We start from the raw sequence: 20,366 nt of genomic DNA, 5'->3' as shown, positions 1-20,366 counted from the left end.
GCCTAGTCTATAGAGCTTGTTGCCCATAGATACTGCGGGCTAAAGCTTCTCTAGTGGTGCAAAAGTAATGTTGAGCGTTTTGGTGCCTTTATTTTTGAAATAGATTGCCGCATTGTCTCCGTCCAACTCAACAACTACACCTTCGCCAAAAAGCTGATGTCGAACACGGTCTCCTTCCATCAACTCTGGCGCATAACGGGGTTCTTGACTGATCTTTCCGCCTAACTTCTGTGTCCAGTTAGCATTAGCACCACTGTCAAAAGAATTACCAAAACCAGCACTACGGACTTCCTCACCGCTGACTTCGCTCAGAAATCGCGATGGCGGATTATGCTGTAATCCCCCATAAAGTAGCCTTGAGGCAGCATGCACCAAGTACAGTTCTTCGCGCGCCCTGGTCATACCTACGTAGCAAAGCCGCCTTTCCTCCTCAAGCTCACCGGCATCGTACATGGCACGACTATGCGGCATTATTGTTTCCTCCATGCCAACCATGTAGACCACTGGAAATTCCAAGCCTTTGGCAGCGTGAAGTGTCATGAGCGTCAGCGCATCGGCATCAAAATCTGCTTTATCGACGTCGCTGACCAGCGCTACTTCTTCCAAAAACCCCGCCAACCCAACTTCAGAATACTCGCGAGTAACACTGAGTAGTTCCTTGACATTCTCTTTGCGGGCCTCGCCAGCTGGCGTGCCGTCATCAAGATAGTCAAGATAATCTGTGCGCTGCAGCACTAACCTTAGTGTTTCTGAGGCTGAAATCTCTTCCATGTTCTCTCTGGCGCGAGTAATCAGATTGTTTAACTCTACTAGCCCGTTAAGTGCCTTTGCTGTGACTGTTGACTGGCTTACATGCTCGAGCGCCTGACTCAAACTCATGCCGGTACTTGCCGCCCATTCATAAAACTTAGCGATTGATGTTGCCCCAACTCCACGGGTAGGCACATTAACTATGCGCTCAAAACTAGCACGATCATTTGGCTGATAAATAAGCCTAAGGTAGGCAACAATATCTTTGATCTCTTTACGGTCATAAAAACGCACTCCTCCAACGATGCGGTAGGGCACACCGTACTGTATCAAAACTTCTTCTAGCGAACGGCTTTGAGCGTTAGTGCGGTAAAGTATGGCAAAATCTCGGTAGTTTCTTGCGCCGGTTCCGGCTGCTGCTTGGACGTGGCGGACAATAGTCTCAGCCTCTTGACGCGAGCTGCCAACAGCCACAACCTGAACGGGCTTACCGCCAGCAGCTGCCGTCCACAACTTCTTATCGCTGCGCTGCTGGTTCTTGGTAATAATCGAATGAGCGGCGTCCAAAATATGTTTGGTGCTGCGATAATTTTGTTCCAGTTTGATAATCGTAGTGTTGGGATAGTCTTTTTCGAACCGTAATATATTTCGAAAATCCGCGCCTCTAAACATATAAATTGATTGCCAGTCGTCACCTATGGCGGCGATGTTTTGGTGTTTTCCTAGTAGTAGCTTTAGTAGCTTATATTGCGTACCGTTGGTGTCTTGGTACTCATCGACTAAAACGTACTTAAATTGATTTTGCCACTTCGAGCGAATCTCATTGGAATCAATCAGCATTCTTGCGGTGTAGCCAATTAGGTCGTCGAAGTCCAGTGCGTTAGCTTCTTTTTTGATCTTTTCGTAAACTGGGTATACTTGAGCGGCAACTCGTTGAGCTGGTGAGCCGGCCGGAAGACTAGCGTATTCAGCCGGATCGATCATTTCGTTTTTAGCACTGGAAATAATATGACTAAGAACATTTGCCGGAAAATCCTTATCGTTTATTTGTAGTTGTTTACTGGCCTGTTTGATGGTACTAGTCCGATCAGGCTCATCGTAGATAACGAAGTTTCTGGCAATACCTACTTGCTCACCGTCTTGGCGTAAAATTCTAACGCAGACACTATGAAACGTGCCCATGAAAGGCAAGAAGAATCGATCGGACGGATTGCCGCCGATAAGGTGAGCAATGCGCTCTCTCATCTCGCGTGCCGCTTTGTTAGTAAATGTCACGGCCAGAATTTCGGCAGGCTGGGCTAAGCCTTGTTGCAAAATATATGCAATGCGGTGCGTCAAGGTTTTGGTCTTGCCTGAACCGGCGCCAGCTTGAATTAAAAGCGGTCCCTCAGTTGTTTGGACCGCCCTTTTTTGCTCGTCATTAAGTCCCTCTAATACATCTTGCACTAATAACTATTTTAGCAGAAAGTTACCTGATTAGGTCGAATGGCAACTTGATGCCCAGATCAATTGCCCCAGCGTCATGTAAAAAAGCTAGCACGGCAAGACCTATTATCACCACAAACAGTGCAGTTAGCACAAATGCTGTGGCTGAAGACCTGGCGGGGTTGGATGGCTCTACGAAGTATTTTTTGGTAGCGACGAGTTCCTTAATCTCTGCTTGCAGCACAGCCTCTTTTTCTAATTCTTCATCGGCAGTTTTTGACGCATCTTTTACCTCTTTAAAGTCTGCTGCTTCGTCAGTTTTAGGAGCTTCTTCCCCTAATTGCGACTGGTGTTTAAGGTCTGAAGATACTGGCTTTACTGCGACGGCCTGAGTTGAAGCTGGAGTTTCTGAAGCTGTATCTTGATTAGGCATGGGTTTTTCTTCGTTGACCATAGGATCGAGAACCTTCGGACGATGACCGACAATCACTGGTTTTGCTGTCTCGTCTGCCGGCGTAGTCCCTGGCTTAGCTACGTCAAGAATCTTTTTTTCAGCCATTACTTTATATCCCCTGTTTTACGCGCTGATTCTGCTGCGGCTTCGACAATCTTGGTGAACTTATGGTAATTCAGGCTGGCCGCTCCAACTAGCGCACCATCACACCCCGGAAGAGACATGAAAAATCCAGCATCATGATCGTCAACACTACCACCGTATAGAACGTGTACCTGCTCGGCTATATTTTGCCCATAGAGATCGGCTATCTGCGATCGAATATATTTTATTTCTCTTATAACAACAGCCGGTTTTGGTATTTCCCCATCAAAAGTTGAAATCGCCCAAACAGGTTCATAAGTAATAACAACATCGGCAACTTCCTCTGCTGTTAGGTCGGCGAGGGCCGTTGTTAGCTGATCGTGCAGAACACGCCGAGTCTCTTTGCCTAGGCGCTCTTGCTTGGTTTCACCGACGCATAAAACTGGCACTATGCCATTTCGGACAGCCGCCGCCATTTTCTTCCGCACCGCATCTAAGTTGTCGTCGTAATAAAGTCGTCTAGATGAATGCCCGATAATTGAGTAGTGAATAAGGCCTCGCATCATAGAAAAACTAACCTCCCCAGTCAAAGCACTTTCGTCTTGGTCGTTGCCGTTTTGTGCACAAAGGCGGAACTTCCGTCTGTTGATCTGTAGGCTTAACGGCTGTAGTGCCAAAAAAGTTGGTGCCAAAGCAATCTCAACCGTACGATTAACTTTGATATGATCGTCAAGACGCTTAAGCAGTAAACTAGACTCACGCACGTTCATGTGACTCTTCCAGTTTCCGATGACTAGTTTTTTTCTAACGCCGTGCATAAAATCCTCCTAATAAAGGGAAAAGAGTAGCCCGAGTGGCGAATTCACTTCGCACTCGGCGCGATGAGGAAAACCGTAGGTTGTCCTCATAAGCGAAGCGTTGACTCTTCCAATTTCCGATGACTAGTTTTTTTCTAACGCCGTGCATAATACTTAAGTTTATATTACCTTTTCTTTTGTAAACTTACTACACCTGGCAGTTTGTTACCACTTAAAACCTCTAAAGATGCGCCGCCGCCTGTCGACACATGTCCAAACTGAGCCGTTAAATCACGTTCTTCAACGTAGGCCGTGGTATCTCCGCCTCCGATAACACTAAATGGCTTGCAGCCAAATTCTCCAAGTAAAGCTTCAATCACAACCTCACTACCATGAGCAAACGGCCCCACCGGCCCCTGCACTCCAACAACCTCTGTCACGCCCATCGTCCCATTCCAGAGTACAGTTGAAGACAACTGAATTAGCCCTGCGATAAAAGCCCCACTAAATGGGCCAATATCTAGTATTTTCTCGTCTTCTGCAACAATGGCGCTCGAGCGCTTTGGCTTATTTGGGTAACTCTCTACACTGGCTATAACGTGAGCATCCCAGTCAACAATTCGAGTCGGCGATTTACTGTCCAATTTTTTGGCGACAACACCGTCCTGAGGCAAGTAAAATACAAATTTCCTTTTAGCTGTCTCCTTACGAGCAGCTGCGATAATCTTACGGGCAAGCGGTAGGTCTTCTTTATCATAAAGACTATCACCAACTTCTACGCCCTCGCTTTTCAAGAAAGTATTAGCCATTGCACCACCGATCACTACCGCATCAGCTAGACTAATGAATTTCTCGATAATAGTTATTTTGTCGCTGATTTTTGCACCACCGATAATTGCCAATAGCGGTTTTTGCGGTTTGTCAATAATGCCCTCAAGAGTAGTGACCTCTCTCTCTAACAGGAGACCGGCGACCGAGGGCAGGAGCTTAGTCACAGCCGAAGTGCTTGCATGGGCTCGGTGCACGACACCAAAGCCGTCTTGTACAAAAACTTGGGCGTCCGTTGCTTCGACTAGCTTCCTAGCAAAAGCAGCGTCGTTTTCTTCCTCTTCCTTGTAGTAGCGCAGGTTCTCTAGTAGCAGAACTTCGCCGCGAGCGAGTTTTGAGCAGCTTTCGCGAACTTCATCGCCGACGCAGTCACTCACAAACTTCACTGGCTGGTCTAAGAGCTTGGCTAGTCGTTTCGCGACAGGCTCTAAACTAGTCTTTGGATCCCCAAAAGCTTTTGGCCGACCTAAATGTGAGCAAATAACAACCGAGCAGTTCTTATCTAGCAAGTATTGAATCGTCGGTAAGCTCATTTTGATTCGATAATCACTAGTGATTTTATTTGACCCATCAAGTGGCACGTTGTAGTCAGCTCGTAACAAAACTCGCTTGCCCTTCAGATCAATATCTCGAACCGTTTTGAAGCCAAACTTCCCCACCCCTAAACTCCTTATTCCAAAGCTCTCACTTTTATAGTATCAGTTGTACCGACGACGCCGGGGTACTTACCTGATGCGGTAATAACAATATCGCCTTTTTCGAGCACTTTATGCTTGAGCAACCAATCTGTAAGCTTGCTTGCGGCGTATTTTCCATCTTTTCTGACATAGCTTTTGACTCCATAACAAATTGCCAATTGGTTAGCTACCCTTGCATCGCTAGTGACAGCAAGTAAGCTAATTTCCGGACGACGAGCAGCAATCTGTAGCGCCGTTGCCCCAGATTTTGTTTCTGCGACAATCGCCGTAGCAGGGAGTTGTTTCGCTAATGTAATAATCGAATTACATATGGCAGATTGTTTGCTAAATTCGTTAGCCCCATCATGAAGACGAAGCTGTAAAGGCAAGTTTGTCTCGCTATAGCGAATAACTTTTTTCATCATCTTGACAGCCTCAATAGGATATTTGCCGTTTGCGGTTTCGTCACTCAACATGACACAGTCGGCTCCAATTAGCACAGCAGTCGCAACGTCAGATACCTCAGCACGAGATGGCTCAGGATTTTCAACCATGCTACCCATCATTTGGGTAGCAACAATCGTTGGCTTACTATGTAAATGGCCGAGTCCAATGATTTTACGTTGCACAACTGGCACTAGTTCATGTTGAGTTTCAATGGCTAGGTCACCTCGCGCTACCATGACGGCATCGGTTTCGATAACAATTTCCTCGATATTCTCTACCGCTCCAGCTGTTTCAATTTTGGCTATAATACGAGCTTTACTGTTTAAATTATTCAGTTTAGTTCTAAGTGTTCTTATATCATTGGCAGTCTGAACAAAACTAAGTGCCACATAATCAATATCAACTGTTGATCCGTAAGCAATATCAGATTTATCTTTTTCTGTGATTATGTCACCGCCAAAGTCGGTGTCGGGTAGATTAATGCCCTTTCGGGCAATCAAAAATCCGTCATTCTCTACAGTTACATGAAGTACACCATCACGTACACTAGTTACAGTCGTTTGCACCTTGCCATCAAAAAGCAAAACGCGCTCTCCGCGTTTAACTTTTTTGCTAAGATCATATTGCGTTGGCAGATGGCCAGTTCTTTGATAATCAGCCTTGTACTTGAACGACAGACTCTGGCCCTTCTTAACTTCTAAGACACCCTCGAAGTCGCCAAGCCGTATCTTTGGCCCTTGCAAGTCCTGGATTATTGCAACATTTTCTCCTAGCTCGGTAGCAGCTTTTCTAATCCATTTGATCTGTTTCGCTCGCTCTTCGTAAGTGCCGTGACTAAAATTGAGACGCAGACCATTAGCGCCCGCCTCGATTAGTTTATAAATCTGTTCATAAGAATCAGTTGCAGGACCTACGGTTGCAATGATTTTAGCCCGCTTTAGTGTCGAAGAATGCGGGTGATCGACGTGTTTTGTGAGTAATTTCATTTTTCTAATTTTACATTAATTTACGTGAAAAATACAGGGGAAAATAGATGATATTTCGTAGACTAAAACTCAACAATAAATCCCGAACAAACTTTTAGCGACCGAGATTATTCTCGGTCTGTTTTAGGTCAATGGTTGTCTTAACGATAGTGTCGGGAGCAAGCGAAATACTATCGATCCCTGTCTCAACCAGAAACCTAGCAAATTCTGGATAGTCAGACGGCGCTTGGCCACACAAACCAATCTTGCGCCCCTTGGCCTTAGCTACCCTAACTGCCTCGCGGATCAAAATCTTAACTGCTTCGTTATTCTCATCGTAAACATGGGCCACGGTGTGGTTGTCGCGGTCTACTCCAAGAGTCAGCTGCGTTAGGTCATTGCTACCGATAGAAAATCCATCAAATAGATCAGCAAACTGCTCAGCCAGTATGACATTTGCTGGAATTTCGACCATTACGTAAAGCTCAAAGCCGTTTTCACCACGCCTTAGTCCGGTTTCAGCCATGACTTCTTGGACTTTTTTGGCTTCGTCGATACTACGGCAGAAAGGCACCATCGCCTTAACATTAGTTAACCCCATTTCATTTCTGACTTTCAGAAAAGCCTGGCATTCAAGCTTAAATGCATCACGGTACTGTTCGCTATAGTAACGACTCGCCCCGCGCCAACCGATCATCGGGTTGTTTTCGCTAGGCTCAAATTGTGTGCCGCCAATTAGGTTTGCGTACTCATTTGTCTTAAAGTCGCTAAACCTCACAATCACAGGGTTTGGGTGAAAAGCAGCTCCGATTATCGCTATGCCTTCAGCCAATTTGTCGATAAAGTATTGAGCTTTATCATCGTAACCTTTGGTTAGTTTGTTGATCTGAGCACGAACTGCTTTGTCTTTAACTTGGTCGAAATGCAGTAGTGCTTGAGGGTGAATCTTGATGTGCGAGTCGATAATAAACTCTTCCCTGGCCAGACCGACACCGTCGTTGGGTATTAGCGAGTAGGCAAAGGCATGATCTGGCGAACCAATATTCATCATTATCTTGGTCTTTGGTCGCTCGAGGTCTTTGATGTCAGTTCGTTGTACCTCGAACTCAATAATGCCGTCATAGACATGACCCTCGTCGCCACCGCCGCCGCAGCTCACCGTAACTGATTGGCCGTCCTTAATAATCTCGGAAGCGTTACCCGTACCGACTACACAAGGTATACCTAGCTCACGGCTGACAATTGCTGCGTGACAAGTACGTCCGCCCTTGTCGGTCACAATGGCGCTAGCAATCTTCATAATTGGCACCCAGTCCGGATCTGTCATTTCTGTGACCAAGACGTCACCCTCTTTGAAGTCATCAATATCTTTAACGCTCATGATTTTGCTGGCTCGGCCATTACCGATTTTATTGCCAACACTAGTTCCAGTAACAATAACGTTTCCTTCGCCCTTCAGCTTGTACTCTTCGACAACATTGGCATCACGGCGGGACTGAACAGTCTCGGCGCGCGCCTGCACGATGTAGAGCTGTTTGTCGTCTTCATCTAGCGCCCACTCAATATCCATCGGATGACCATAGTGCTGCTCAATTTTTATTCCCCAGTCAGCCAGTGTGCGCACTTGGTCATCGTTGATCGAGTAGCGATCTTGGTCGGCCTGCGAAACAGCAATGTTTTTGGTTTTACTGCCTCCAACAGGGATCATTTTCATCTTTTTGGTTCCCAAATGGCGCTTTAGGATTGCTCTGGTTGGCTTAAAGACAATAAACTCGTCCGGGCTAACGTGGCCTTGCACGATGTTTTCGCCCAAACCATAAATAGAACTAACGACGACGGCGTTTTTGAAGCCCGACTCTGTATCGATAGTAAACATTACGCCAGCACATTCGCTTTTCACAGCCACCATTTGTTGAATGCCAACACTTAAGGCTACTTTCATGTGATCAAAACCATTGGTAACACGGTAGACAATGGCGCGATCGGTAAACAATGATGCTATGCACTCTTTGACTGACTCTAATACATGGTGCTCCCCCTTGATGTTGAGGAAGGTTGCTTGCTGACCGGCGAACGAAGCATTTGGCAAATCTTCGGCTGTAGCGCTCGAGCGAATTGCCACCACCATGTCACGGTCACCATGACCGCATTTTTCACATAATTCTCGATAACCGCGCTTAATCTCTTCCTCAAAATCGTCGGGCAACTTAGCATCAACAATCATCTGCCTAATCCGAGCACCTCGAGAGGCTAAATCATGTACATTGCTAACATCTAGACCGTACAGGGCCTCTTCGATACCTGCGTTCAGCCCCGCTTGCTCTAGGAAGTAGCGATAAGCATCAGCAGTTGTAGCAACACCGTTCGGCAGATTAACTCCTTGAGGTCGCAAATGATGATACATTTCGCCCAGCGAAGCATTTTTGCCGCCAACTTGGGGAATATCACCGATTGACAGTTCTTCAAAAAACTTTAAGTATTTGTACATAGAAAGCCCACCTTTTAAATTGTTATTTAGTTTTCGTTACTTTTATGATACCTCTTATGCTAGTAGAGTTCAAATGCTATAATTTTGATATGGAAAAAAACAAAATAGACAAAATCAAACAGTGGCTCGGAAGCGGCTCGATCAATTTTTACGGCCCGCCCTTTTCAGGAAAAGACACTCAAGCACAAGCTCTTGCGGAACTGCTCGGCGGCAAGGTTGTCTCTGGTGGCGATATTTTGCGGCACAATCATGGTAATCAAGAGGTCCAGCGAATAATGGCTGAAGGTGGGATCATACCCAGCGAGCTTTTTCTTCAGATTATCCCACCGTTTTTTAATCATCATGAGTATAGTGGCGTACCGCTACTTCTCAGCTCAGTCGGCCGTCTGCCAGAAGAAGTTGCGGTCATCGAAAACGCCTGCCTAAGTTCCGGACACGAAATTAAAGCCGTGATTTTACTTGACCTCCCGGAAGCAGGCGTCTGGCATCATTTTGAAATCTCGAAAAAGCTTCATGATCGGGGTGTGCGTGCCGACGACGGCCGAGAGGCGCTAAAGAAACGTCTCGAAGAATACGCCAAAACCCAAGCTGTTATAGATCATTTTAGGGAAAAAGACTTGCTACTAGTTATTGACGACAACAAAGACCGCGAAGTAGTAGGCCAAGAAATCATCGACGCCCTATACCAATTAGCTACTGCAAAAAACTAGCCTCTTAGCATAAATTAACGAACGTTTCTGATAATCGATGGTTTTGGTTGGCAACAAGTAAGTTAAAGCAAAATCATATCAGCTATTTAGACCCTAGGCCTTTGGTGCGGGCGAATCAATCTGTTTTTCAATCTTACTGTTCATTTTGCCATCATCGTCAAGGTCGTAAATTACAATTCGACCAAAAAGCATCTCTAGCGACTCAACCGCATCGTCATCTAAGTTCTCGAGATACTTGATTAAAGATCTCATACTATTTCCATGCCCAACTAACATGACATTCTTGCCGCTCTTGAGTAGCGGCAATACCGTATCCTCGTAGAACGGCACTACTCGCTCGTAAACCATTTTCAGAGTTTCACCATTTGGTACTGAGTGATCCCAGCCACGCCTAATGAGATTAAATTCACTCTCGCCAACAAGTTTTTGGACTTCCCATTTGTTTTTGCCGGTATAGTCGCCATAATCCCGCTCATCAATTGCACCACTGCGCTCAGCGTCGACGTTGAACTGCTGTGCCGAGTCAAGTATTCCTTCTAAAGTTTCAAGAGTTCGAATTAGATTTGAACAGTAGGCTTTATCGATTTTTATACCTGTTTCAGCTAGCGCAATTCCAAGCATCGCCGCCTCTCGAAAGCCTTTTTGACTCAAGTGAACGTCCGTTGTACCCGTCCACTTACCTGAAGCGTTCCATTCCGACTCTGCGTGCCTAGTAATAAGTAGTTTGCCCATCTTTGGCTTGCCAGGTTCGACTTTGTTTGGCGTCTCACCGTACCAAAAGCGAATGATATTTTGACATGTGGTGCCATTAATCCGGCCAACTGCCTCAAGCGTATTAAAAGCATTATGCGGTGCTAGAATTACGTTGTCCATTTTATTCAGCGCCATAATCGCCATGCTATGATTTAGTGCATTTGGCGCTAAAGTATGCCGACGGAGCAACGCTACTTCCTCGTTCAGATCCATCAATTTCTCGCCCTCAAGCACATCTAAGGCTGCACCCGCTATTAGCTTGTTTCTTAGAGCTTCAACAAGTGCTTGAGTGTCTACTAGCTCACCGCGAGCGGTATTAATGATGACAGCAGTAGGTTTCATCAAACTAAGCTTCTCAGAATTAATTAAATGGTTATTTGACGGTAAATACGGAGCGTGAACACTAATCACATCACTAGTTGACATCAACTCATCCAGCGACACATACTCAAAGCCCAACTCTTTGGCAGCTTTTTCGTTTGGATAAGGGTCGTAGGCCACGACACGCATTTCAAAGCCTTTAGCAATCTTGATAGTATGTTGGCCGATGTGACCGGTCCCTACTACACCCATGGTTTTGCCGTTGAGATCCCAGCCAATGAGCGCACGAACATCATTGTCGCGCCCGACAAAATCCAAGCTTTGCGGCAACTTGCGTGCCAGCGCCAACAGAAGTGTAAAGGCGTACTCCGCTACCGTCGCTTCACCGTAAGTTGGAACATTTACCACCGTTATGCCATGCTCAGTAGCGGCTGCTAGATCAATGTTGTTGAATCCTGTTGAGCGACAGGCAATCAGCTTTAGTTTTGGCAATCTAGTGATGATTTCTCTGGTCACAACACTAGTCACAAAAACCGATATTACTTCGGTCTCCGGATCTAGATTTTCGGCATTTATGCTATCTTTGACAAATTCCCAGTGGTGGTCTGTCCCTGACAAACCTTCCGTAATCTGAGATACGTCAATTTCTGAAGCATCATAAAAATATATCAGCGCCATATTACTTTCTATTATAAGCACAAGCTTGTTAAAATTATATATATGGACATAAAACAAATTATTGCTAGACAAATTTTAGATTCGCGCGGCTACCCAACTGTTGAGGCAGATGTGATACTTTCTACTGGTATTCTGGGTCGGGCAGCCGTACCCTCGGGAGCGAGTACCGGCAGCCACGAAGCGCATGAGCTACGTGACGGTGACCCAAAAAATTACAGTGGCAAAAGCGTACTAAAGGCAGTAGCCAACGTTAACGGTGAGATTGCCAATGCGCTGCTCGGCAAACCAGCCGATGACCAGTTTCGCTTAGACCAAATCATGATCGATCTCGACGGTACACCAAACAAATCACGTCTCGGGGCCAATGCGATTTTGGCGGTTTCTCTAGCAGCTGCCCGCGCCGCCGCCAATCAGCGCGGCTTACCACTCTTTAGACACCTCAATGATGTCTCTGGCAACCCACAAATGAACCTACCAATGCCAATGATGAACCTCATCAACGGCGGCAAGCACGCACTTGGCGGCGCTGACATTCAAGAGGCAATGGTCCTGCCAATTGGCGCACAGTCTATGGCCGATGCGGTCCGCATGGGAGCAGAAGTTTTTCATTCACTAAAAACTATTCTTGAGCAGCAGAAGCTACCAACCCAAGTAGGCGACGAGGGCGGATTCGCTGTGCCAGTAAATAGCAATGAAGCTGTTTTAGAAATGCTAGTTGAAGCAGTGCGTAAGGCTGGTTTCAAACTTGGTGAGCAGATTGCTTTTGGGCTCGATGTCGCCTCTAGCGAACTTTATAAAGATGAGCTCTACCACTTCCCTGTTGACCAGAAAGAACTTGAAGCTACCGAAGTAATTAACTGGTACAAAAAGCTCTGTAGCGCGTACCCAATCGTGTCTATCGAAGACGGTCTAGCAGAAGATGATTGGGCTAACTGGGCTAGAATGACAGCTAACTACGGAGCTGATATTCAACTTGTCGGAGACGATCTTCTAGTAACTAATATCGAAAGGTTGCGAAAAGCTATCGACCAGAAAGCTGGCAACGCCATTCTGATTAAACTCAATCAGATCGGCACGCTTACCGAAACAATCAAGGCCATAAACATGGCTAGAGACAACGGCTGGAAAACGATTATTTCACATCGAAGCGGTGAAACTGAGGACACATTCATCGCCCATTTGGCAGTTGGAACTGGTGCTGGGCAGGTCAAAACAGGTTCGCTATCGCGCAGCGAAAGAGTAGCCAAATACAACGAGCTCCTCCGCATCGCCGAGCAAGCACCAGATTTGGTAATCGTAAGGCCTTTTGTACAATAACTTTGCTATCGAAATAATAATTTGACAGAATTATAAATAATTACTAAGTTATTACTGTGTCAAACTCAAGAGGCGGCGATATCCGCACATATCGTATTGGGGACTTCGAAGCCGAAAGTCGATTGTGGGCCCCAACAGCTTTTACGCCCCTAAACGAATGTATAGTTGGTCTGCCAGATAAAACTGCAATGGATGTTGTAGAAGAATCCGGTACACAGGTTCTTATCGCTTCTGCACCATCGGCTTTTAACAAAGTTGACTTAGAAGCCTTCCGTGAAAGTAGGATCGCCACCATTGAAGCTTTGAAGAATAGACTAGGAGAACTCGGCAGACCGTACGTTCTACTTAATAACACTGCCCGAAGTACAAGCGCAGACCAGGCTGTGGAAAGAGCTCTTGATGGCTCCAGGGCCACTGGGTCACCATATGTTAAGCTGGAAGTTTTTGAAGAGGTGATGATAGAAGGCAGACCCGTACTCGTGCCAAACGACGAGGCTGTGGAGATTGCCACAGCAAACCTACTAGTAGCAGCATCAGAACTTTGTGTTATCCCTTATATCAGCCAGGAAATTCCGCTTGCCGAAAGATTAATATCAGGATACGGTGTCACCGCCTTGAGGGCTTACTTCGGATATATCGGTCAGTCTACGGGGCCAATAAACTCAGATGAGTTTAGAAAATTTTGTGATGTCGTACATAGCAATTATCCAGAGGTGACGATCGTAGCAGAGGGCGGAATAGGCAATCCGGAACACGCCAAGCTAGCACTGGAGCTAGGAGCTGATGCGGTACTGGTAAACCATGCGATTACTGCTGACCCAACCAACGCTGTCAATGCGGCCGCGTCCTTTAAGCGTGCTGTTGAGTCTGTCACCAGGCACCAATAACTCTATTTTTTGTCATAATATTGTTGCCGAAAACATGGTAATTGTTTCAGAAAATGCATATAATCTCTAACCATGACAAAAACATTATTTGGAACCGACGGAGTTAGAGGGCTATATAAGCAACATGGTGTGCCTGGGGAGATTTGCCCTCCAACATTTTATGGGTTAGCTGCAGCTTGTGCTGAGTTTTCTGGCGCTGATACAGTTGTCCTTGGCCGCGACACACGAGTTTCAGGGGGAGATTTAGCTGACGCTGCAATGCGCGGCGCTTACGATCAGGGTTTAAAAGTTTATGACCTTGGCATAGCACCGACACCCGTCATTGGTGCCTCGGTTGAAAGATTAAGCTCTGAAGAAGGAGCTTTTGGTATCTCTATCACCGCTAGTCATAACCCGGAAGAATATAACGGATTTAAGTTTTTGTGGCCAAAGGGGCTTAAGCCGAGCGAGGCAGAAGCCAGAGTAATCGAAGATATGTTTTGGGGTATGGCGGGTAGCAGCAGGAGCAAACAAAACGGTAAATATTTCGATGTAGTATCCATACCCTACTTAACTGAGACTATAGACAAACTAAAATCTGCTTTTGGCGAAAGACCCCTAGCAGACAAGACAATCGCTCTGGACACCGCCAACGGTGCAGCCGCAAACTACACAAGTCTAATCTTTAAAGCCCTAGGAGCTAGAGTTATCCATATAGACAAACCGGGTGGCAAGATCAACGACGGCTGCGGCGCCAACGATCTTGCGCTAGCGACAAGATTTATTGAACAATACAGCGAAGCTTCGGACAAGGACTTCTTGGGTGTGCTGGCTAATGATGGCGACGGCGACAGAGTAATGGGTGTATGTAAGGTTGACGGTAAGATCGTCAAAATCACAGGCAACCATATTATGTACTACCTTGCCCAAGGCCAGCCAGGGATAGTTGGCACTGATTACACTAACAGTGGTCTGGTAAAAAAGCTAAGAGAAGAAAACATAGCTTTTGAATACTGCGAGAACGGTGATAGCAATGTCACTGAAGCCCTTATCATTAAGCAACAAGAAGGTCGTCAATGGACGCGCGGTGGCGAATTCACCGGACACCTTATAGACACCGACCACCTAATGAGCGGTGACGGCGTATATATGGCAGCTTGGTTCGCCTGCAAAGTCGCTAGCCTAGACGAAACATTTGCCAACGTATACAAAGAGTTACCCTTGTGGCATGAAAAAATGCAAAACATCAAACTAGTCCCAGGAATAGAAATAGCAAATGACCCTGAAACAATTAGCTTCATCAACGATACAGCAAAAAGTGTTGCGGGAGTAGTAAGAATCCACACTAGAGGTTCAGGCACCGAGCCTGTTTACCGCATTTGGGCTGAATCAGCAGTTGAAAGGAAACTAAATGAAACTGTTAATAAATTATCAGCTTTTATTACTAGCAGGGTTGGAGTTCTTTCTCAAAAGTGAGGATACGATAATCCAGGTTAACAGTGCGCCGGCAGAATTTGCCACTAGATCCCGCCAAGTATCGTGCGTATCGAAGCTCATTGTCCCAAGATGCGCTAACTCGTAAGCATACTCAGCCAGTTCGTTGATTGCTCCGAGCGCCGATACGAGCATAAAAAGCATGACAGCATCCACTCTCCAAGACCATTTTGGCCTGACGTGAGCCTTGAAATAGAAGTAAGTTAGAGCCGTTACCGCGCCGCCACCAACAGAATGTAAGATCCAATTGGCAACCAAGTCGCTAAAGACATCGTAAGAAAGTACCGCCAAAACCCCAAAAACCACGCCTACGGCCAACCAGCCCCAGTGTTTGCGCGGCTCGAACTTTCTACCAAACTCTCTCGTCAAAAGCCAAAGCCCCACATAAGCAAAAATCAAATGAAAAAATACGTGCATGCTTTTAATTATACACTTCCTCTTTTACCTCTGTTGTGTTATAATTTTGTTGTTGAAAATCTAGTTAGTTAGAAATCTTAACAAACGAAGTTTCTTGGGGTAGCTAAATTCCGATTTAGTTTTTCTAACGAGGAAGCTTGGTGAAGTTTCTAGTAGTGTCGAGCAAACTTGTTTTGTCGACACTACGGAAAGTACACCATCACATTCCGAAGTGGTCTCATCCATACCACCCTACAAAAACAAGTTTTTGTAGGGACCCCAAAAGCACAACAAAGTGCCTAATTAGGTAGGTCGATTCCCAATCGAACCCCGTTCATTTACAATGTTATATCAAGGTCTCATCGTCTAACGGTTAGGACACCAGGTTTTCATCCTGGCAATCGGAGTTCGATTCTCCGTGAGATCACCAAGATATGAACCTCAGGATTTATCCTGGGGTTTTTATCTTGGCGGATTTACAGAGTAAATCTTGAACTCCGAAGGAGTTCGCTAATCCCCCGCTCTACAAAGCTTTAGCGAAGTAGGGCAAACGGGCGGATTATACAAAGTATTCTCCGTGAGATAAACAAGAAATTACAGAGAAGAAATATAAGTACCACCGTGTATTTTGGAAACAACAGACGAAGTAATCTGTTGTTTTTCGTTTTGCTCATGCTTGCATTGGCTATCTTTTATTAGGATAATATCGCTATGAGCGAGAGAGAAACCAGAGGATTCCTTCAAGAATTAGAGGGTATAGAGAAAAGTCCCGAAGTGTCCGAAGCTGAGATGAAAGCTTGGTATGACGCCGTAACGATTTCGGACTATATTGGTATGTCTCGTGCTGGCTCAGTATTGAAAACAACTATTTATGGTTCACCTTATCCAACGGATTCGGACGCCTTAAGAGATAGTGAATATAGCGATCGGATTGCTGCATTACATGCCCAACTTACAGGCGAGGGCTTCCTGACAATTGACATCGCAAAGCCTAAGCCAGAAGAGCTTTTCCCAGGACCAGTCAGTAGAACTCCCACCGAACATCAGGCGGAGATGTTCACAAGCTCTAATTCAGATCATCTTCGAAAAGTTTACCAAAGCCATTTTCACAAGATGATGTACGGTTGGGGCTTTAGAGACATACTGCTTACTGGCGTTCAGGGTTATCTTGACCAAGTGCCCGATAAGCATTCACTCTTAACATTTTGTAGCCCAGACGGTACGAAATCATTTATTACGCAAGATGGTTACTTTGCAATGGGCTACGATCCAAAACCTGACTTTGAGCGACCAATGAGCCAGAGAGGTGGCGAGAGCGGTTTTATGAGAACAGAATACTTAAGCCATGCTCATTATTTTGAAGAACTAACTTCTCAGTTAGGATTCTTAGCACTGCATAAAGATAGGTTTGATTTTGATGCTGCGGACTTGCTTGGCTATCGACCAAAAGATATGACAGAGACTGGTATAGCTAGTGCATGGGAGGGCTGGCAGCCAAAGTAGTTGAGAGTGTTGAAAGACAAGCTCTAAGATATACTGTAGGTTCTACTCTGCAAGAGAATGTTATCCATCGCTGTTATAGCTCTCATGTAGCTGTATACTTCAAGTAGCTCAGTACAGATTGCGTTCGATTTCGACTTAACATAGTTCACCAAGATATGAACCTCAGGATTTATCCTGGGGTTTTTATCTTGGCGGATTTACAGTGTAAATCTTGAACTCCGAAGGAGTTCGCTAATCCCCCGCTCTACAAAGCTTTAGCGAAGTAGGGCAAACGGGCGGATTATACAAAGTATTCTCCGTGAGATAAACAAATCAGAATTTTTGACGGAATTATCCGTCATTTTTTCTATTAACAGATAAGATTTTATCTTTTCTGCGGTTCCAAAACCAGTTTCAAAGTCGTACACAATTCCATTCGGGAAAAGTAACAGTTGTACAACTTGTCGTATCTTAGTATTTGCACGGTTCCAGCAAATGTCAGGCGTTTTGATGAATAACAAGCATCTAATCTATTTCACTTAACTGACTTATATCGTTCTTGTCATCTTACCTGCAGGCGCTGTACATTTTAAGCAACTGGTTCGCGTATTTCTAAGCTTTTCTGGTTTTGTGCCTTAAGACTTTCCTAAAAACTCTGCCCAGAATGCTATTGAATGACTCATCAATTAGGTAAAAGTATGGGAAGACCAGAAGCACCAAAAGCGTACTAGATATCAAACCGAAGATCAGCGCATAAGCTAAACCTTCCCAGAATGGGTCGTTAAGCGCCAGCGGCAAAAGCGCCAAGACACTAGTGATACTGGTGGTGAGGAGAGGCCGTAAACGTTCTTTGATGGCTGCAGCCATCGCTTCTGAAGGCTTTAGGCCCTTGTCTCTGGAATGATTGGCATAGTCGGTTAGCAGGATCGTGTTGTTAAGGCTAATCCCAATTAGCGCGAAAACTCCAAGCATCGAGAAAAAGCTAATTTCATTTTTGGTTAAATATAGCCCAGCCGCTACACCAAAGAAGGCAAAAGGCAGAGCTGTTAGAATCAAGATTGGCTGCAACAAGCTCCTAAATAGAATCGCCATGATCAAGAACATCGCTAGAAACAAAGGCCCTGCGGCTTTACCCATTGAGGCGAATGATTCCTGGTTTTCTTCTTCGAAACCAAAATCAAAGGAAATGTTTGACTGCTCTGCCCCAATCGACTTAATGTAGCCAGCCGTATATTTGTCCTCAACTAGCTTTTGCCCCAGCTGTACCAATGCCGAGGTGTCATCAGCATTGAACCTGGCATCTACAGTTACCACTCTTTGGTTGCCACTACGAGTAACTATCACCGATGGTGTCACACTAGACTCAATAAACTTAGCCTCACTGCCATCAGGTCGCTTGATTGAAGTAGTCTCGAGGAACTTTTTCACATCATTAGCCAAGACATAGGCCTGCTGTTCATTGTCGGCATTTACTTGAACACTAAAGCTGCCCGGAGGAGGACCGGCTCCCTGAGGCGTAACCTTGAAAAACATTTCTGGTACGCTTGCGTTCAACTCTGTCTCAAGCTTACGAGACAAATCCACCGAACCAGTCTTTCGCTCGTTCATTGGCGATAGCCTGATGTTCGCGCCGTAACCTTGAGAGGAGGCACTGCCACTGTTACCAACTAAAGATAGATGTCTTAGGTCATCGCCTAAAACGTCTTTTATTAGCAATAAGGAACGGTCTGTCACTGCAGAAGTTGAATCTATAGAAGCTGCTTCTGAGTTCTTGACTTTTGCCGTAACGACAATTTCTGTTCCGTCTTTAGGGCTAGGAAAAATATTGAACTTAACTTTTGAAAATATTAGACCGCCAGCCACTAAGAACGAAAGCCCGACCATGACAGCGCCAAGACGCATTAGTATGCGCCTTTGCCTAGTTTGATCCGACCAACGGAGCGTAGACGACAGTCTATTGCCCAGAGCTTCTTCGATTTTACCGGCTGGGTGAAACTCCCTTTTCTTATGCTTTATTATTTTGCCGTATGTCGCTCGTTTTAATAGCGGAATAAAGATAAATGACACCAGCAGGCTTACACCAAGACTAGTGATTATTGTTACAGGTATGGCCTTGATGAATTTACCTAGTATGCCACCAATAAAAAGCATCGGCGCAAAAGCCAACATCGTGGCCAGTGTCCCGGTTGCGGAAGCGCGGATAACCTTGCCAATAGCCTCTAGCACCGTATCGCGATATTTTTTGCCTTTTTTGAAGCCTGCATCAATTGCTTCTACCATAATCGTCGTGTCATCAACTATCAGTGCCAGGCAAAGCACCAGCGAAAACAGTGTGATCGTATTTAGACTATAGCCAATTGCATATAGTACGGCGACGGTACCAAGCACAGTTATCGTCATGGAAAGAGCGGTTACGATTGAGCTTCTAAATGATATCAATATGAAGCTGACAAGTAGCACAACCGCTAAACCTTCAAGTAAGTTTCGTTGAAGCCCTGATATCTGCTCGCGAATATTCTCAGCAAAGCTAAGCGCGATCTCACCATCTATATTTGCGTCCTTGACTCTTGCGGAGTGCAGGAACTCATTTACCTGATCATAAAGCTTTAGTTGGTCTGCCTTGTCCACCCCTGTCACTCCAACTAGTGTAGAGGTTAGGAACTTATCGCTTGATTGATCATAGAATCTGTCGAACCTAACTTGGCTAATCTTTGACTCCCCAGTTACGGGGTTAACATTTCGCTCAAATGAAGGAAAATTATGGACGTCTTTAACCTGACTTAAACCAGCACTTTTGATCATTGACGCTAACTCTGCTGCTTTTTTGTCGACCGCATCAGCATCAGATGATTCGTCATGAACGCTGACTAGTAAATCATCGCCCTCAGGCGTAAACTTACTAGCATTGATTTTGACATAAACAACCCGAGCGCCATTTTGCGGTAATTTGTCTTTCAGCCCTGCCTCAAGCTTATTTAGCTCCGATTGAACATCTGTACCGTCTTTAAATGTAATGCTAACGGCACTACCCTGTTCACTACTTGAAGCTTGGACTTTTTTGAAACCATTAGCTTGTTTAGCGGCTTCGATTATCGGCAACGCGAAGGTCTGATCATTAGATTTGGCGTCGCTCCCAAGCGAAACCACCTGTACAAACCCGACAGGTATTTCAACAGAAGGAAACCCTTCCCTACGCATCATTGTCGTGTAAGCGACTAAACCAAAACCGGCTACCACAGCTATGAGCAATGAGGTATAGCGCCACTTATCATAAAAGAAGATTCCGAAACGCTGCCAAACTGATTTTTTCTGCATCTTTACTCCTAGTTATTATTACCATTGTAGCAGCCAGACATTTAAGCTCAAAAATAAGCACCCCCGAAGCAATTACTTCGGGGGTGCCTTTTGGTTTTTTGAAGAGTAGCGGTCAGTCA

14 protein-coding genes and 1 tRNA gene are annotated in these 20,366 nt (G+C 45.4%); 6 read left to right on the top strand and 9 right to left on the bottom strand.

All coding sequences use genetic code 11. The features are described 5' to 3' along the window. Nucleotides 1-39: 39 nt before the first annotated feature. The 6 genes from IPO96_03450 to ppsA form a co-directional block, all read right to left on the bottom strand. A complete protein-coding gene (locus IPO96_03450; protein QQS64608.1) occupies nucleotides 40-2,196 on the bottom strand; it encodes a UvrD-helicase domain-containing protein in 2,157 nt (718 codons plus the stop codon). A 22-nt stretch (nucleotides 2,197-2,218) separates the two neighbouring features. After that, nucleotides 2,219-2,734 carry a hypothetical protein gene (locus IPO96_03445; protein QQS64607.1) on the bottom strand — a complete coding sequence of 172 codons (516 nt, stop codon included), beginning with the start codon at nucleotides 2,732-2,734 and terminating at the stop codon, nucleotides 2,219-2,221. Beyond that, complete coding sequence (locus tag IPO96_03440; GenBank protein QQS64606.1) at nucleotides 2,734-3,531, bottom strand: triosephosphate isomerase; 798 nt, start codon at nucleotides 3,529-3,531, stop codon at nucleotides 2,734-2,736. Before IPO96_03440 ends, IPO96_03445 begins: the two co-directional genes overlap by 1 nt. 164 nt (nucleotides 3,532-3,695) lie before the next feature. Beyond that, complete coding sequence (locus IPO96_03435) at nucleotides 3,696-4,997, bottom strand: phosphoglycerate kinase (GenBank protein QQS64605.1); 1,302 nt, start codon at nucleotides 4,995-4,997, stop codon at nucleotides 3,696-3,698. An 11-nt stretch (nucleotides 4,998-5,008) separates the two neighbouring features. Next, on the bottom strand, nucleotides 5,009-6,448 hold the full coding sequence (pyk, locus tag IPO96_03430) for a pyruvate kinase (protein QQS64604.1): 1,440 nt from the start codon (nucleotides 6,446-6,448) through the stop codon (nucleotides 5,009-5,011). A 94-nt stretch (nucleotides 6,449-6,542) separates the two neighbouring features. After that, nucleotides 6,543-8,915 (bottom strand): phosphoenolpyruvate synthase, encoded by a 2,373-nt coding sequence (ppsA, locus tag IPO96_03425; protein QQS64603.1) that lies wholly within the window; start codon nucleotides 8,913-8,915, stop codon nucleotides 6,543-6,545. An 89-nt stretch (nucleotides 8,916-9,004) separates the two neighbouring features. Between ppsA and IPO96_03420 the strand changes: the two genes are divergently transcribed. Beyond that, nucleotides 9,005-9,625, top strand: coding sequence for a nucleoside monophosphate kinase (locus IPO96_03420; protein QQS64602.1), 621 nt, complete (start codon nucleotides 9,005-9,007; stop codon nucleotides 9,623-9,625). 93 nt (nucleotides 9,626-9,718) lie between these two features. On the opposite strand, the gene IPO96_03415 is transcribed toward IPO96_03420, so the two are convergent. Next, nucleotides 9,719-11,377, bottom strand: a complete 1,659-nt coding sequence (locus tag IPO96_03415; GenBank protein QQS64601.1) for a 2,3-bisphosphoglycerate-dependent phosphoglycerate mutase — start codon at nucleotides 11,375-11,377, stop codon at nucleotides 9,719-9,721. Nucleotides 11,378-11,419: 42 nt separating this feature from the next. Between IPO96_03415 and eno the strand changes: the two genes are divergently transcribed. The 3 genes from eno to IPO96_03400 all read left to right on the top strand — a co-directional run bounded on the left by eno (nucleotide 11,420) and on the right by IPO96_03400 (nucleotide 15,036). Then, entirely contained in the window at nucleotides 11,420-12,694 is a 1,275-nt protein-coding gene (gene eno / locus IPO96_03410; protein ID QQS64600.1) for a phosphopyruvate hydratase, read from the top strand. 56 nt (nucleotides 12,695-12,750) lie between these two features. After that, nucleotides 12,751-13,581, top strand: a complete 831-nt coding sequence (locus IPO96_03405; protein ID QQS64599.1) for a hypothetical protein — start codon at nucleotides 12,751-12,753, stop codon at nucleotides 13,579-13,581. Between the two features lie 72 nt (nucleotides 13,582-13,653). Continuing rightward, on the top strand, nucleotides 13,654-15,036 hold the full coding sequence (locus tag IPO96_03400; GenBank protein ID QQS64598.1) for a hypothetical protein: 1,383 nt from the start codon (nucleotides 13,654-13,656) through the stop codon (nucleotides 15,034-15,036). On the opposite strand, the gene IPO96_03395 is transcribed toward IPO96_03400, so the two are convergent. Beyond that, nucleotides 14,992-15,471 carry a hypothetical protein gene (locus tag IPO96_03395; GenBank protein QQS64597.1) on the bottom strand — a complete coding sequence of 160 codons (480 nt, stop codon included), beginning with the start codon at nucleotides 15,469-15,471 and terminating at the stop codon, nucleotides 14,992-14,994. The genes IPO96_03400 and IPO96_03395 overlap by 45 nt on opposite strands. Nucleotides 15,472-15,805: 334 nt before the next feature. Here IPO96_03395 and IPO96_03390 point away from each other — a divergent pair. Together IPO96_03390 and IPO96_03385 are read left to right on the top strand one after the other, a co-directional pair. Then, nucleotides 15,806-15,880: transfer RNA gene (locus IPO96_03390), tRNA-Glu, on the top strand. 281 nt (nucleotides 15,881-16,161) lie between these two features. After that, entirely contained in the window at nucleotides 16,162-16,953 is a 792-nt protein-coding gene (locus IPO96_03385; protein QQS64596.1) for a hypothetical protein, read from the top strand. A 591-nt stretch (nucleotides 16,954-17,544) separates the two neighbouring features. Here the strand turns inward: IPO96_03385 and IPO96_03380 are convergent. After that, entirely contained in the window at nucleotides 17,545-20,247 is a 2,703-nt protein-coding gene (locus IPO96_03380) for an efflux RND transporter permease subunit (GenBank protein ID QQS64595.1), read from the bottom strand. Nucleotides 20,248-20,366 lie beyond the last annotated feature (119 nt).

Source organism: Candidatus Saccharibacteria bacterium, assembly GCA_016700315.1.
Lineage (GTDB): Bacteria > Patescibacteriota > Saccharimonadia > Saccharimonadales > SZUA-47.
Note: the sequence above shows the minus strand (reverse complement) of the source record. Positions and strands in the feature narration are given on the sequence as shown.